This window comes from Paraburkholderia humisilvae, from assembly GCF_902859855.1.
In the GTDB taxonomy this organism is placed as follows: Bacteria; Pseudomonadota; Gammaproteobacteria; order Burkholderiales; family Burkholderiaceae; genus Paraburkholderia; species Paraburkholderia humisilvae.
Genome location: NZ_CADIKH010000097.1, coordinates 1 through 13,499 on the forward strand (window position 1 = coordinate 1; position 13,499 = coordinate 13,499).

At 61.4% G+C, this 13,499-nt stretch carries 10 protein-coding genes and 2 pseudogenes; 8 read left to right on the plus strand and 4 right to left on the minus strand.

The window, feature by feature from the left end; translation table 11 throughout:
• The 8 genes and pseudogenes from HV796_RS37280 to HV796_RS37315 all read left to right on the plus strand — a co-directional run.
• Window positions 1-1,440 (plus strand): annotated as a pseudogene (locus HV796_RS37280) (hypothetical protein); the annotation flags it as partial.
• Between the two features lie 510 nt (window positions 1,441-1,950).
• A complete protein-coding gene (locus HV796_RS37285) occupies window positions 1,951-3,555 on the plus strand; it encodes a Fic family protein (RefSeq protein WP_175232852.1) in 1,605 nt (534 codons plus the stop codon).
• 558 nt (window positions 3,556-4,113) lie between these two features.
• The gene (locus HV796_RS37290; protein ID WP_175232853.1) at window positions 4,114-5,574 is read left to right on the plus strand and encodes a DUF3375 domain-containing protein; all 1,461 of its coding nucleotides are present in this window, start codon (window positions 4,114-4,116) and stop codon (window positions 5,572-5,574) included.
• Between the two features lie 2 nt (window positions 5,575-5,576).
• Window positions 5,577-6,230 carry a DUF4194 domain-containing protein gene (locus HV796_RS37295; protein ID WP_175232854.1) on the plus strand — a complete coding sequence of 218 codons (654 nt, stop codon included), beginning with the start codon at window positions 5,577-5,579 and terminating at the stop codon, window positions 6,228-6,230.
• Window positions 6,223-9,594 (plus strand): ATP-binding protein, encoded by a 3,372-nt coding sequence (locus HV796_RS37300; protein ID WP_175232855.1) that lies wholly within the window; start codon window positions 6,223-6,225, stop codon window positions 9,592-9,594. The genes HV796_RS37295 and HV796_RS37300 overlap by 8 nt, the downstream gene beginning before the upstream one ends.
• The gene (locus HV796_RS37305) at window positions 9,591-10,775 is read left to right on the plus strand and encodes a Wadjet anti-phage system protein JetD domain-containing protein (RefSeq protein WP_175232856.1); all 1,185 of its coding nucleotides are present in this window, start codon (window positions 9,591-9,593) and stop codon (window positions 10,773-10,775) included. The genes HV796_RS37300 and HV796_RS37305 overlap by 4 nt, the downstream gene beginning before the upstream one ends.
• A gap of 51 nt (window positions 10,776-10,826) precedes the next feature.
• Window positions 10,827-11,060 (plus strand): annotated as a pseudogene (locus HV796_RS37310) (IS5/IS1182 family transposase); the annotation flags it as partial.
• Window positions 11,061-11,132: 72 nt separating this feature from the next.
• Complete coding sequence (locus HV796_RS37315) at window positions 11,133-11,384, plus strand: ribbon-helix-helix protein (protein ID WP_175232857.1); 252 nt, start codon at window positions 11,133-11,135, stop codon at window positions 11,382-11,384.
• 222 nt (window positions 11,385-11,606) lie between these two features.
• Here the strand turns inward: HV796_RS37315 and HV796_RS37320 are convergent, their stop codons facing one another.
• The 4 genes from HV796_RS37320 to HV796_RS37335 are packed head-to-tail and all read right to left on the minus strand — an operon-like array spanning window position 11,607 to window position 13,323.
• A complete protein-coding gene (locus HV796_RS37320; RefSeq protein ID WP_175232858.1) occupies window positions 11,607-12,569 on the minus strand; it encodes a tyrosine-type recombinase/integrase in 963 nt (320 codons plus the stop codon).
• Window positions 12,562-12,933, minus strand: a complete 372-nt coding sequence (locus HV796_RS37325; RefSeq protein WP_246356268.1) for a DUF2513 domain-containing protein — start codon at window positions 12,931-12,933, stop codon at window positions 12,562-12,564. Before HV796_RS37325 ends, HV796_RS37320 begins: the two co-directional genes overlap by 8 nt.
• 1 nt (window position 12,934) lies before the next feature.
• Complete coding sequence (locus tag HV796_RS37330; RefSeq protein ID WP_175232860.1) at window positions 12,935-13,186, minus strand: hypothetical protein; 252 nt, start codon at window positions 13,184-13,186, stop codon at window positions 12,935-12,937.
• Window positions 13,183-13,323 (minus strand): hypothetical protein, encoded by a 141-nt coding sequence (locus HV796_RS37335; protein ID WP_175232861.1) that lies wholly within the window; start codon window positions 13,321-13,323, stop codon window positions 13,183-13,185. The genes HV796_RS37330 and HV796_RS37335 overlap by 4 nt, the downstream gene beginning before the upstream one ends.
• Window positions 13,324-13,499 lie beyond the last annotated feature (176 nt).

The following is a 13,499-nucleotide window of genomic DNA, read 5'->3' on the forward strand; positions in this document are numbered from 1 at the left end:
GCCATCTCCGCGTGCGGGAAGGCCGCGCGCGCTGACGATGCCCTCAGACTTTTCGCGCATCTGCAACAGCACGGTCCCGCGCACGGCGTCTTCCCCGACACCATCACGTACAACGCTGTCATCTCCGCGTGCGAGAAGGCCGGACGCGCTGACGACGCGCTCAGGCTGTTCGCGCACCTGCAGCAGCACGGGCCCACGAATCGCGTCTTCCCCAACACCATCACGTACTCAGCCGCCATTTCCGCGTGCGAGAAGGCCGCGCGCGCTGACGACGCGCTCAGCCTGTTCGCGCACCTGCATCAGCATGGTCCCGCGCGCGGCGTCTTCCCCGATACCATCACGTACAACGCCGCCATCTCTGCGTGTGAGAAGGCCGCGCGCGCTGACGACGCGCTCAGCCTGTTCGCGCACCTGCAGCAGCGCGGTCCGGCGCGCGGCGTCTTCCCCAACACCATCACGTACAACGCCGCCATCTCCGCGTGCGAGAAGGCTGCGCGCGCTGACGATGCTCTCAGGCTGTTCGCGCACCTGCAGCAGCACGGTCCCGCCCGCGGCCTCTTCCCCGATATCATCACGTACAACGCCGCCATCTCCGCGTGTGAGAAGGCCGCACGCGCTGACGACGCTCTCAGGCTGTTCGCGCACCTGCAGCAGCACGGTCCCGCGCGCGGTGTCTTCCCCGACACCATCACGTACAACGCGGCCATCTCCGCGTGCGAGAAGGCCGCGCGGGCTGACGATGCCCTCCGGCTGTTCGCGCACCTGCAGCAGCACGGTCCCGCGCGCGGCGTCTTCCCCGACACCATCACGTACAACGCCACCATCTCCGCGTGCGAGAAGGCCAACAGGTCCGGGGGGGTCGACCGTCTTCTCGACGATGGCATTACCGAAGGGATATTCCGGCCGTCTCTCGGCTTCAGCGCCGGGCAAAACATGCTGGACCTGCATGAAAACGCGATCCTGATGTCGTCCCCTCCCTCCAGGCGGCCCGCAGGGGTTCACCCGGCAGTCGCCCGAGCCATCTTTGACCGCCTGCTCCGGCAGGGCGTGATCGACCGGGCAACCCTGTTCGTGGTGGGCCAGCACGGCCAAGGCTCATTGCTGGCTACTATCGAGGCGAACATGCGAGAGCAAGGGTGGAACCCCGTTCATCCGCATGACGCCCAGGGGCGCCCGAACAAAGGGTGCCTTGTCACAGCCACCGCGTCAGCGGGCGCGGATGGCACCCCTGTGGGCCGCACACCCGTTCCGGTACCGGATGGCGCGACCGTCACCGGAGGGCACGCGCTTCAGGTGCCATCGCCTGACACTCAAGCGCAGCGGGTGCAGCCTATGCCGGGCGTCCGCAGTGCAGGGGACCCGGCCGGCTCCGGTAGTGGAGGTGCAAACACGAGCAGTTGGACTGACGTAGCCCGGCGTGCGCCGGCAGGTCGGAAGTGAGCAGGCAAGCATATGCGGCAGAAGCAGATATCCGTTTTTTGAATATACGCAGGGACCATACAGCAGAGATTTTTTTGGTTGGCGATCGCGTCTGCCGACGCCTGAACAGGCCGGTCGGGGCCAGTCCGCGATCGGTAATCAAAAAAACCTCTGCTGTATGGTCCTGCGTGATTACTGTGTCGACATAACTGTATGATTTCTCAGGCTGGCTATCGCGCTGGCCAAGAAAGATCAAATGAAGGCAATGTCACGCACAGTCAGCGAATCCTGCGGGCTGCCCGCCCGTCACATTGATGCATTTCTCGACCGTCTACGGACGGCACACCAAGGTGCTACCCGATGTGCCACCCCCTTGTATCAACTGGGCTCTGGCTATCCTCGCAAATTTCTAGTGGTATTGCGTGGCACGGTAGTAGTGATATTAAATGACAATGTACTAGCGTCATTGACTGGCACAAATTTAGTGATATAGTACGACAAAAAAATAGTGAATTTACTTGGGCCAACACAATGGCGGCACCCAACGAAAAGCTGGCGGACTCTCTGAAGGTACTCAAGGCGTTGCAGGACCAAGGCTTCCGGGTATTCCAACCTTCGGCCATGCCCTCGCTCACTCGCACTCATCGGGAACGACTGGTTAAAACCGGATTCCTGAAGCAGGTCATGCAGGGATGGTACCTTGCGAACAATCCAGAGGATGCTGACGGCGATTCGACACACTGGTACGCCAACATGGAAGTCTTTGTCGCGGCGTACGCCAACTCGCGCTTCGATGACGACTGGCAACTCAGCGCCGAACTGTCGGTTCTGAAGCACAGCGGTCACACCAGCATTGCGAAACAGCTGCAGTTGCAGTCACCGAAAGCCAACAACCAGATGCAGGAGCTACCACACGGCTGCTCCCTGTTTCTCTACCGCATTTCGGAATCCCAACTCGTCGCCTCGCGAGCCCCGGACGCCAGCGGGCTACTGCTTATGCCGTTGCCTGACGCACTGATTCGCGTCAGCCCAACGTTCTTCGTTCAGCATGAGATGGCCGCCCAGATTGCGATGCGACAAGTCGACATCTCGCTGCTTATCGCACGCCTGCTCGAGGGCGGGCACAGCCTGGTTGCTGGCCGGCTGGCCGGCGCGCTCAGGGCCGTAGGACGCACGGCCGATGCAAACCAGTTGCTCACCACTATGAAGGCCGCGATGTACGCGACAACGGAGAACAATCCGTTCGAGCGGCCTCTTGCGCAAATCAACGGACGACGCAACGAATCCCCCTACGTCCTGCGCATCGAGGCAATGTGGTCAACCATGCGCGAGACTGTCATCAAGCGGTTCGAGAACGTTCCGAGGCAGGATATACCCGATGCAAACAGCCTGCTCTCGGACATCGCCGCCCGGTACGTCGCGGACGCATACCATTCGCTGTCCATCGAAGGTTACCGGGTCAGCGCGGAGCTCATAGAAAAGGTCCGCAATGGCCAGTGGAGCCCGCTCACGCACCCGGAAGACCGGCAGACCCGGGACGCCATGGCAGCAAAGGGTTACGCGGAAACACACCGCCAGGTCAAGGCGCTCATTGGCCGCGTGGTGAAAGAAGGGCTGAAACCGGCTGAAGCCTTCAGCGTCGATTTCTTTCAATGGTACGTGACGCTTTTCTCGCCGAGTGTGCAGGCCGGTATTCTCAAGGCAGGAGACTTGGCCGGCTTTCGGAACAATCAGGTTTTCATCCGTAACGCCCTCCACGTGCCCCCCCCTCCGGAGGCCGTACGAGAGTGCATGCCAGCTTTGATGGACCTGCTGGAAAACGAAGACCACCCCGGCGTCAGAGCCGTGCTGGGCCACTTCATTTTCGTTTTCATTCATCCGTACATGGACGGTAACGGGCGGTTGTCACGATTCGTCATGAACTTCATGCTGACCACGGGCGGCTACACGTGGACAATCGTGACCGTCCAGTCGCGCAAGGCGTACCTGGACGCACTCGAACAAGCCAGCACCTATGGCAATATCAAACCGTTCGCCGACCTGCTTTGCAGTCTGATATCAGAACAGGCTGCGACGCCCGTCGAGCGTATTACCCAGCGCCCAGAAGCGGGCAACTGGACAGCGCCTCCGGTCTGACGACCTCACTGCCCGACGGGCAATCGAACAGAACCTTAAACGTTTCAGGGCATTTGTACAAAAAAGCGCGCAGATTTGGTCTTCGCGCTTCGAATCAGCCTTGCTGGGCCAAGCTTCCCATCAACACGTTAAGTGAAGGGCTGGCCCTTGTGGCGGCTTTTTCATTTCCTGGAATTCTATGGACAGCGCAGCCCTCTATATCACTGGCGGCGTCGCCACTGCAATCGGCACGGTCGCATGGTAGGCGATTCGCGCTATGCATTTGGCCTTAAAACCACAGCCCCTTTCGCCGGTCATGAAGCGAACCTCTGTCAAGCTCGGTGCGACGGGGGAAAGGGGCACTGCAGATGCATTGCCAGCCTATCCTCTACAAGTGCGAAAAAGTCGAGCGTCGAGCCGGTAAGCGGGCCTTTGTGCAGTCGCCCGCGTGCACCACCAGAACCGTATGAATCTTCCGGAGGGATTTCTGCAAAACCGGCATGCAGTCGAGTACGATAATAGGTTTTTGAGCCACGGCTGCGATCCTCTCAAGGGTGCCGCTCTCGTCATCTCGCACCGATGCCCCTCGACTACACTATCCTCGATACGCTGCGCACGCGCCATCCCGCCTGGCGCCTGCTACGCTCCGACCACGCGCCGCTTGCTGTCAGTTTCCTGCATCGCATGTTCGTCGCTCCGAACGTGCGCGTGGTGGCGGCACCGCTTCTTGCCGAAGCACTCGAGGATGAACTTTACGCGTTGCGCCAACAACTCGGCGACAGTGCCTTCCCGAAGGCCGCGCTCGAGTATTTGAACGATTGGGCCGCCCCTGAAAAGGGATGGTTGCGCAAATTCTATCGCCAAGGTTCCGATGAACCACAGTTCGACCTGACCGCCGCCGCGGAGAAAGCGATCGCGTGGCTCGGCACGCTGACGGAACGCAGCTTTGTCGGCACGGAATCGCGACTCCTTACACTTTTCGAGCTGCTGCAGCAGATGGGCGAAGGCAGCGAGGCGGACCCGGAAAAGCGACTTGTCGAGCTCCGCGCGCGGCGCAACCAGATCGATGAAGAAATCGCCCGCGTGGAGGCCGGTGATATTCGGCTGCTTGACGATGCCGCGCTCAAGGACCGCTTTCAGCAATTCATGCAGATGGCGCGCGACCTGCTCACGGACTTCCGTGAAGTCGAGCAAAACTTTCGCCTGCTGGACCGGCATGTGCGCGAGCGAATCGCGCTCTGGGAAGGATCAAAGGGTGCGCTCATCGAGGAAATCATGGGCGAGCGCGACATGATTGCTGATTCGGACCAAGGCAGCAGCTTTCGGGCGTTTTGGGACTTCCTGATGTCGAGCCGCCGTCAGGAGGAACTCTCGGAACGGCTCGAGCGCGTGTTGGCGCTGCCGGCAATCGTGGAAATGAGGCCCGATGCGCGCATGCGCCGCGTCCACTATGACTGGCTGGAAGCTGGCGAGCATACGCAACGCACTATAGCTCAGCTCTCTCAGCAGTTGCGACGCTTCCTCGACGATCAAGCGTGGCTCGAAAACCGCCGCATCATGGACATCCTCCGCGGCATCGAAACGAAAGCGCTCGCGCTGCGCGAAGCGCCCCCGGCAAGCTCCATCATGGAGATAGAAGCGGCGTCGGCCGACATCGAGTTGCCGATGGAGCGCCCGCTTTACGTGCCGGCGCTGCGCCCTCTTATCGCGAACGTCGCCCTCGAGACCGGCGAGGCGGACCTCGATGCCTCGGCACTCTACACGCAGATCGTCGTCGATCGCGCGCGCCTCGCAAGCCATATCCGCCGATGCCTCCAGGATCGACCGCAAGTGACGCTTGCCGAACTGGCCGCTTCGCAGCCGCTCGCGCATGGGCTCGCCGAGCTTGTGGCCTATTTGCAGCTGAGTACCGAAGCCGGATCGTTTCGCGCGATCGTCGATGAGGCCATCTCCGATACGATCGAGTGGCAGGCGAACGACGCCCACGGAACTACAATCGTCAGGCGCGCGACGATGCCGCGCGTGATTTTCACAAGGTAGAGATGACGGAAGAACAGCAAGCCTCGACGTTTGGTCAAGGAGATTTGTCGACCGTTGCCATTGCGCTACTCAAGGGCGTAATGTATCGCGACGGAAACGAGCGCCTTTGGGCGTCGCTTCTCGAATTGCAGACGCACGTGCGCGACTACGTCTCCGTGCTTGACCTTGAGCTCGTCGTTGACGAGGCGGAAGGCTACGCCTTCGTAAAAAGCCGCGCCGAGCATGACGCTGAAGTCGATGGGGAGCAGACCAAGCTGCCCCGGCTCGTTGCCCGCCGTCCACTTTCCTTCCCCGTGAGCCTACTGCTCGCTCTGCTGCGAAAGAAGCTGGCGGAATGGGATGCTGGCGGCAGCGACACGCGGCTCGTCCTTACACGCGAAGACATCGTCGAGCTCGTACGCGTGTTCCTTCCTGCGAGCACTAACGAAGCGCGCATGGTCGATCAGATTGATACGCACGTGAACAAGATCGTCGATCTCGGCTTCCTGCGCCGGATGAAGTCCACGAGTGGACCGCCCACATTCGAGGTGCGGCGTATTCTCAAGGCATTCGTCGATGCGCAGTGGCTGCTCGACTTCGACATGCGGCTCGCGAGCTATCGGGCGCATCTTCAAGATTCGACGATTTCGAACCTACAGGAGAGTCGCGATGAATGAGCCGCGTACGCTTGGCCTCGATTTTGCCGCCGACGACACGCTGACGGGCTTTCGCCTCGAGCGACTCGAGGCTTTCAACTGGGGAACCTTCGACCAACGAGTCTGGGTTCTGAGGATCGATGGCCGCAATGGCCTGCTGACAGGAGACATCGGCTCGGGCAAGTCAACGCTCGTCGACGCCATCACGACCCTGCTCGTGCCCGCGCAGCGCATCGCCTACAACAAGGCGGCAGGCGCGGACAGCAAGGAACGTACGCTACGTTCGTATGTGCTCGGCTACTACAAGTCGGAGCGCAACGAGGTCACGGGGACGGCCAAGCCCGTGAGCCTGCGCGACCATAACAGCTATTCGGTGATTCTCGGCGTGTTTCGTAATGCCGGGTACGATGCCACGGTCACACTCGCCCAAGTATTCTGGATGAAAGACGCGCAGAGTCAACCCGCGCGGTTCTTTGTCTGTGCCGAGCGCGATCTCTCGATCGCCGTTGACTTCTCGCGCTTTGGCACGGACATCTCACATCTGCGCAAAAAACTGCGCGGGCTGGGTGCAGAGATCGAGGACACGTTTCCCAAATACAGCGCCTGGTTCCGGCGACGCTTCGGAATCGAAAACGAGCAAGCCCTCGAACTCTTTCATCAAACGGTATCGATGAAATCGGTGGGCAATCTCACCGACTTCGTACGCAGCCACATGCTCGAGCCATTCGACGTCGCACCGCGCGTCGATGCACTGATCACTCACTTCAACGATCTAAATCGCGCGCACGAGGCGGTACTGAAGGCCAAGCGCCAAGTGGAACTGCTCGTACCGCTTGTCGACGACTGCGACCGTCACCGCGAGCAAGGGCACGTACTCGAAGGCTGGCGAGCATGCCGTGACGCACTGAAACGTTATTTCGCCGGGCTCAAGCTCGGCCTCATCGAGCGCCGCCTCCAATTGCTGGATGAAGATCATGCGCGTGCGGCCTCGCGAAAAGCGCGGCACGAAGAAGCGCGCGACCATTCGCGTCAGCGCGTGGATGATTTACGCCGCGCCGTGGCCGAACAAGGCGGCGACCGCATCGCGCAGCTTGAGGTCGAAATCCGAGACCATGAACGAGAAAGCGCGCGTCGCCGCGAACGCGCGCAACGGTATACCGCCATCGTCACACTGCTGGGCGACACCGAGGCCACGGATGAGGCCGCATTCGTTTCCCAACGCCAACGTCTCGCCGAGCGGCGCACCTCGCTCGTCGACGACGAAGCGCAAAAGCAGAATGCGGTTACCGAATGGAGTGTGGCATTTCGCGAAGGCAAAGCGCGGCGTGATCTGCTGGACGACGAAGTCGCAAGCCTGAAAGCTCGACGAAACAACATCCCGAAGGAACAAGTCGCGATGCGGGAGAGCCTATGCTCGGCGCTCGTTCTGGAGGAAGACGCCCTGCCATTTGCAGGCGAACTGATTCAGGTGCGCGAGGATGCGCGCGATTGGGAGGGCGCCGCCGAACGCGTTCTACGTAACTTCGGCCTGTCGCTGCTCGTGCCCGACGAGCACTATGCGAAGGTCGCTGCGTGGGTCGATAGCACTCATCTCCGGGGGCGTCTCGTCTATTTCCGCGTGCGCTCTGAACGCGCCGTGCGTGCAGCCGAGCCCCTCGATCTACACCGTCACTCGCTTGCGCGCAAGCTGGCGATCAAGCCAGATTCGTTGTTCTATGGCTGGCTCGAGCGAGAGATTGGCCGCCGTTTCGACTATGCATGCTGCGATACGCAGGAGCAATTTCGGCGCGAGACGCGCGCGATCACACGTGCGGGCCAGGCGAAAGCGCCTGGGGAGCGCCACGAAAAGGACGATCGCCATGCGCTCGACGATCGCAGCCGCTACGTGCTTGGCTGGAGCAACACAGCCAAAATCGCCACCCTCGAAACACAGCGGCGAGCGTTCGAGGTTCGGCTTGGGGAGATCGGACAGAAGCTTGGAGAAGCTCAAAGCGGGCACGCGAAGATGCGCGAGCAGCTCGAAGCGCTTGCGCGCATCGGCGAGTTCGTCGACTTCCGCGACATTGACTGGGCAAGCTGTGTGGCCGCAATCGCACGTCTGGCAGACGAAAAAGCGCGCCTCGAAGCGGCAAGCGACGCCCTAGCGGAGCTATTGACTCAGTTGGAGTCGGCACAAGCAGCGTTGAAATCGACGGAAGCGGCGATATCCGAAACCTACTCGGAACTGGGCGGCATCCTGGCCAAGCGGGAGGCGTCGCAAGCGTTACTCGACGAGACGCGCGTGCTCGTTGCCGAAGTGAGTGCCGAACTGGCCGAACGCATCGAGGCCCTGCGTGCGGACATCCTCGGCGAACACCAGCTTTCCGTCGAATCGTGCGACAACCGCGAGCGGGATGTGCGCGAGGCGTTGACAACCCGCATCGACAACGAAACGAAGTCGCTCGGCCGCCTTGCGGAGCGAATCATTAAGGCCATGGCGGCCTTCAAGGATGCCTACAAGCTCGAAACTGCCGACTTCGATGCGAGCCTCGAGGCGAGCTCTGAATACCGTGACATGCTCGCGCGGCTGCAAGCGGACGATCTGCCACGCTTCGAAGCGCGTTTCAAGGAGCTGCTCAACGTCAATACGATCAACGAGATCGCCAACTTCCACGCCCAGCTCGCGCGCGAACGCGAGACGATCAAGGAACGCATCGAACGCATCAACGAATCATTGCGACAAATCGACTACAACGCGGGTCGATACATCGTACTGGAAAGTCAGCCGAGTCCGGATGCGGAGATCCGTGAATTCCAGAACGATCTGCGCGCTTGCACCGAGGGCGAACTCACTGGCTCGGAGGATAGCCAATACTCGGAGACCAAGTTCCTGCAAGTCAAACGGATCATTGACCGCTTCCGCGGCCGCGAAGGGTTGACCGAGCAAGACCGGCGCTGGCGCGCCAAAGCGACCGACGTGCGCAACTGGTTTCTGTTCGCCGCCAGCGAGCGTTGGCGCGAGGACGACAGCGAATACGAGCACTATTCGGATTCCGGCGGTAAATCGGGCGGCCAGAAGGAAAAGCTCGCCTATACGATCCTTGCCGCGAGCCTCGCCTATCAGTTCGGCCTTGAATGGGGCGCCGTGCGTTCTCGATCGTTCCGCTTCGTCGTCATCGATGAAGCGTTTGGCCGAGGCTCCGATGAATCGGCGCAGTACGGTCTCACATTGTTTCAAAAGCTGAACCTGCAACTGCTGATCGTCACGCCCCTGCAGAAAATTCACATCATCGAGCCGTTCGTTTCGAGCGTCGGATTCGTTCAGAACGAGGGAGGACGGGCCTCGAAGCTACGCAACCTGTCGATCGATGAGTACCGCGCACGCAAGGCGGAGTTTGAGCAATGAGTTGGACGACGCCTGCCGACCTGCGCACGAGCCTCCAGCGTATCTGGGAGCGAGGCGAGTGGCTGAGAAATCTCATCGAAGGTGGCCAAAAGTTATTCCCACTGCGTCTGGCGATAAAAGGGCCGACCTCAATCGAATTGGTCGAGCGCTTCGATGCCGTTCGCGCCTGGATTGCCGAGTTGAGCGCTGCAGCGCGCGTGCGCATCGAATGGCGCGAAGTCAATCATCGCATTCTCGGTACCCAACGCGTACCGCAGGCGGCTTGGGTCGATAACCTGGACGATGCGCTTGCTCTAATCGGCAAGCACCGTGCTGTTGCGCAATTCGAGCGGCTTCTTGAACTCACTCGCATTCACCAGCCGAAGCTCGTCGCGTGGCTCGCACTGCACCCGTTACAAGGGCTGGCACTTGCTGGCGACTGGGAGCGAATGCTGGCAGTCGTCGATTGGATGCTGGCTCATCCTCGCCCAGGTCTCTATCTTCGACAGGCAGAAATAGCGTCGGTTGACACGAAGTTCATCGAAGCCAGGCGCAGCGTCCTCACACAATGGCTCGATCTCACGCTACCGCCAGACGCAATCGATGGCGCCCGGACAGGCGCCGCCCAATTCGCCGCTCGCTATGGCTTCCTTGAAAAGCCGTCTCGCATCCGGTTTCGCTTACTCGATGAGCGCCTCGCCGTATTGCCCGGTGTGGCGCGGCCTGACATCGCACTCGACGCCGACAGCTTCGCGGTTCTCGCACTGCCGTGCCGGCATGTGTTCATTACCGAGAACGAGATAAATTTCCTGACGTTTCCGGACGTTCCAGAATCGATCGTGCTCTTCGGGGCCGGCTACGGCTGGGAAGCCCTGCAGGCGGCCCGATGGCTCACCGATTGCACGCTTCACTACTGGGGTGACATCGACACGCACGGCTTCGCCATACTCGATCAATTGCGCGTCAGGTTCCCGCATACTGCATCGTTCTTGATGGACCGCGCGACCCTAGTGGCGCATGAACCATTCTGGGGGGAAGAAGGCGATCAGGTGACGCGCGATCTGCCGCGACTCACGGCTAAAGAGCGGGAACTCTTCGACGACCTTCGCGACAACCGGATTCGCCATGGATTGCGGCTTGAGCAGGAGCGCGTGGGATTCGGGTGGGTCAGGGCGGCGCTCCAGGAACGGGCTTGCGCTTAGAAGTGACCCACCGCGCCGCCAGGCACATCTCGAAAGCGACTCGAAGCAAGGCGGGCGATTGTCGATACGACGATGGCGGAAAAGGCCATCGCGCATCCGACTGACTCGCGTCTGCCTGAGCGTTGCCGGGAGCATCTGGTTAAAGCAGCCGCGCGCCACGGGTTGAAGCCACGGCAAAACTACAATCGCGAGGCGCCACGACAGGCTGCCCAGATTGGCAGGTATGCGCACGCGAAGCAGTTCCGGCGCATGAAGAGGTCCTTGCGCACATTGCGCCCGCGCGTGCTCCTTGCACAAGAATTCTTCGAGCTGGAATCTTCCGACCGAGTTATTGAATAACTCAATGGAGTTCAGTGAATGAGTAAATTCAGAATCGGTCCGAGCACTGGTAGCAAATCAGACCAACCCACCAAGCCGGCGAGTGTCGCCGAGTTTGCGGCTGGAGCAGCGCTAGTCCAATCGCAAATCGGATCGCGGCCGCCGAAACCGGTGCGTCTGAATGTCGACCTCGATCCTGAAACCCACCGCCGACTGAAAATGCGTGCCGTCGAGAACGGCATTACTGTCGCAGAACTGGTACGGGCGCTGATTGGCCGCGAACTCGGATAGCAGTAGACGGCTCTGCCCTGTACGCCAACGCCGCGCAGGGCCTAGTCACAATCCCCCGAACCCCTGAGAGGTTTGATCGGCGCGCGACCTTTGCACGGAAAAGTTTAGGGTTTATACTTATCTCCGTCTCCTCCATGTCTCCCTGATATGGATTAAGCCCGCCCGCTGAGGCGGGCTTTTTTTCGTGCGTTACTACCGGGAGCAGGGGAGCGCAAGCATTCGCTATACGCGAATCCGCTCGATCTCGTCCTGGCTGATCTCATCGCAACGCCGGTCATAGAGCTGTGTGGTTCGCGTCGACGCGTGATTGGCCATCGCCGCCGCGTTCTCCAGCGTGCCGCCGTTCTTCAGGTATGCGGTGATGCCAGTCGCGCGGAACGTGTGGTTACCGATCGCCGTGCCGATGCCGGCCGCCAGCGCCCGGCGCCGTACCATCGCGTGTGCATCCTGCTGCGGCAGCGGTCTGGCGCTGAGCTGCCCGGTGCCGCGCGCAATCGTCCGGAACAGCGGCCCCTTCGGCTCGGCCGCGAGGCCGGTACTGTCGAGGTACGCATGCAGATAAGCCTCGAGCGTGTGGTGACACGGCATCGCATGCGCCTTGCCACCCTTTTCGCGCAGGCGCACCCACAGGCGCCTCTGCTGCACATAGACGTCCTCGACACGCATCGCGAGCGCGGCGCCCACCCGCGCGAACGAGAACACCATCAGCGCGATCAGCGCGCGGTCACGCAGCCCCACGGGCGTCGTCACATCGATGCCGTCGAGCAGCTGCCGCGCCTCCGTGGCATCGAGCACTGGCGTCTTGCCCTGCTTCGTGGTGTGACTCGGCCCGCGCACCGACGCGGCCGGATTCACGGGCACGACCTGGCCGGTCACCAGCCAGTCGAACAGGTGGCGGAGCGCGGCGAGCTGCTGCTTGACGGTCGGCGCCGATGAGGTCTGTGTCTGCAGCTCGACCCACGCGGCCACATGCAGTGGTTGTACGGCGGTGATCGAGCTCACGCCGGCGCCGGCGCACCACCCGAGAAAATCCCCCACGGCTCGCGCGTACGCGCGCCGTGTGTGCGGGTTGCGGATCGCCGAGGCGAAGAATTCCAGGAAGCGGATACCGGCGCGCTCGCCAGCCGACGCGACCAGCGCCGGCACCGTGACACCGGCCGGAAGGACGAGGGCCGTGTTAGCCACCGATCAACCCCTTGATCTTGCCTTCAAGATAGGTTTTCGCGGCAAACACGAGCAGTTCGACGGTGAAGCCCCCCGCGGCAGACGCGACCTGCTTGGTCTTGTCCCACACGTCGGGGCTGCGGACCGAATCCAGGAAGTCGTGCCCGGACCAGCTGAGGCTGCGGAAACCGATCCCCATCATCGGACGGACGCCACCGGTGTCAATCAGGCCGGCTTTTTCGATCAGCGACAGGTGGTACTCGATCTGGTCGGTGTCATAGCCGTCCACCTGCACCTCGGCCGTATCGGGCCGGAGATGCACGACGACGCCCGGACGCACGGGCAACGCCTCGAGCTTCAGCAGCAGCTCACGGATCAGGTCCATGTCACGTCTCATCGTTTTCCCCCTGATCGGCCTCCTGGAGCGCTTTCGCTCGCCTCAGCAACTCGTCAATCTCGTCCATGGTGCGCGCTTCGACCTCGACTTCGCCCACCTTCAGTCGCAGCGTTCGTCCAGCGCGCCCCTGCAGCCACGCCCCGAATGCAGGCCTAATAATAGGGCCAACCGCCTGAGCAACGGAAAGAACATAAGTCGCAATGACAGCGACGTCCCCGTCTATCCGGGTCATTGCTGTCATGTCAGAGCCGGCATGATCGATGTCCCGCCTGCCGAGCGGATATCTCGCGCCGCGAGCCTCGCATCGCGCAGGTAATCCTGTCCGGTCTCATCTGGCGCCTGGATGAATGCCAGCTGCACCATTCGCTCTTGGGCCATCCGCCTTCTCCTTGTATCTGTGATAAAGGACATTGAACTAACCCGCTGACGCGGGAGGAGGTAGTTGGCCAGCGACATCGGCTCCGGGATCATCCGAAGGGCACATCTGTCGAGTGCGACGATGGCGGTGCAGTTTGCCGCCGTGACCACTCAGAGCGGAGTCCACCATGACACCC

Excerpts from the sequence above, each read along its gene's own strand:
- HV796_RS37305 (WP_175232856.1), top strand. The coding sequence starts at position 9,591 with ATGAGTTGGACGACGCCTGCCGACCTGCGCACGAGCCTCCAGCGTATC.
- HV796_RS37295 (WP_175232854.1), top strand. The coding sequence starts at position 5,577 with ATGACGGAAGAACAGCAAGCCTCGACGTTTGGTCAAGGAGATTTGTCG.
- HV796_RS37330 (WP_175232860.1), bottom strand. The coding sequence starts at position 13,186 with ATGACAGCAATGACCCGGATAGACGGGGACGTCGCTGTCATTGCGACT.
- HV796_RS37325 (WP_246356268.1), bottom strand. The coding sequence starts at position 12,933 with ATGGACCTGATCCGTGAGCTGCTGCTGAAGCTCGAGGCGTTGCCCGTG.
- HV796_RS37335 (WP_175232861.1), bottom strand. The coding sequence starts at position 13,323 with ATGGCCCAAGAGCGAATGGTGCAGCTGGCATTCATCCAGGCGCCAGAT.
- HV796_RS37315 (WP_175232857.1), top strand. The coding sequence starts at position 11,133 with ATGAGTAAATTCAGAATCGGTCCGAGCACTGGTAGCAAATCAGACCAA.
- HV796_RS37300 (WP_175232855.1), top strand. The coding sequence starts at position 6,223 with ATGAATGAGCCGCGTACGCTTGGCCTCGATTTTGCCGCCGACGACACG.
- HV796_RS37290 (WP_175232853.1), top strand. The coding sequence starts at position 4,114 with ATGCCCCTCGACTACACTATCCTCGATACGCTGCGCACGCGCCATCCC.
- HV796_RS37285 (WP_175232852.1), top strand. The coding sequence starts at position 1,951 with ATGGCGGCACCCAACGAAAAGCTGGCGGACTCTCTGAAGGTACTCAAG.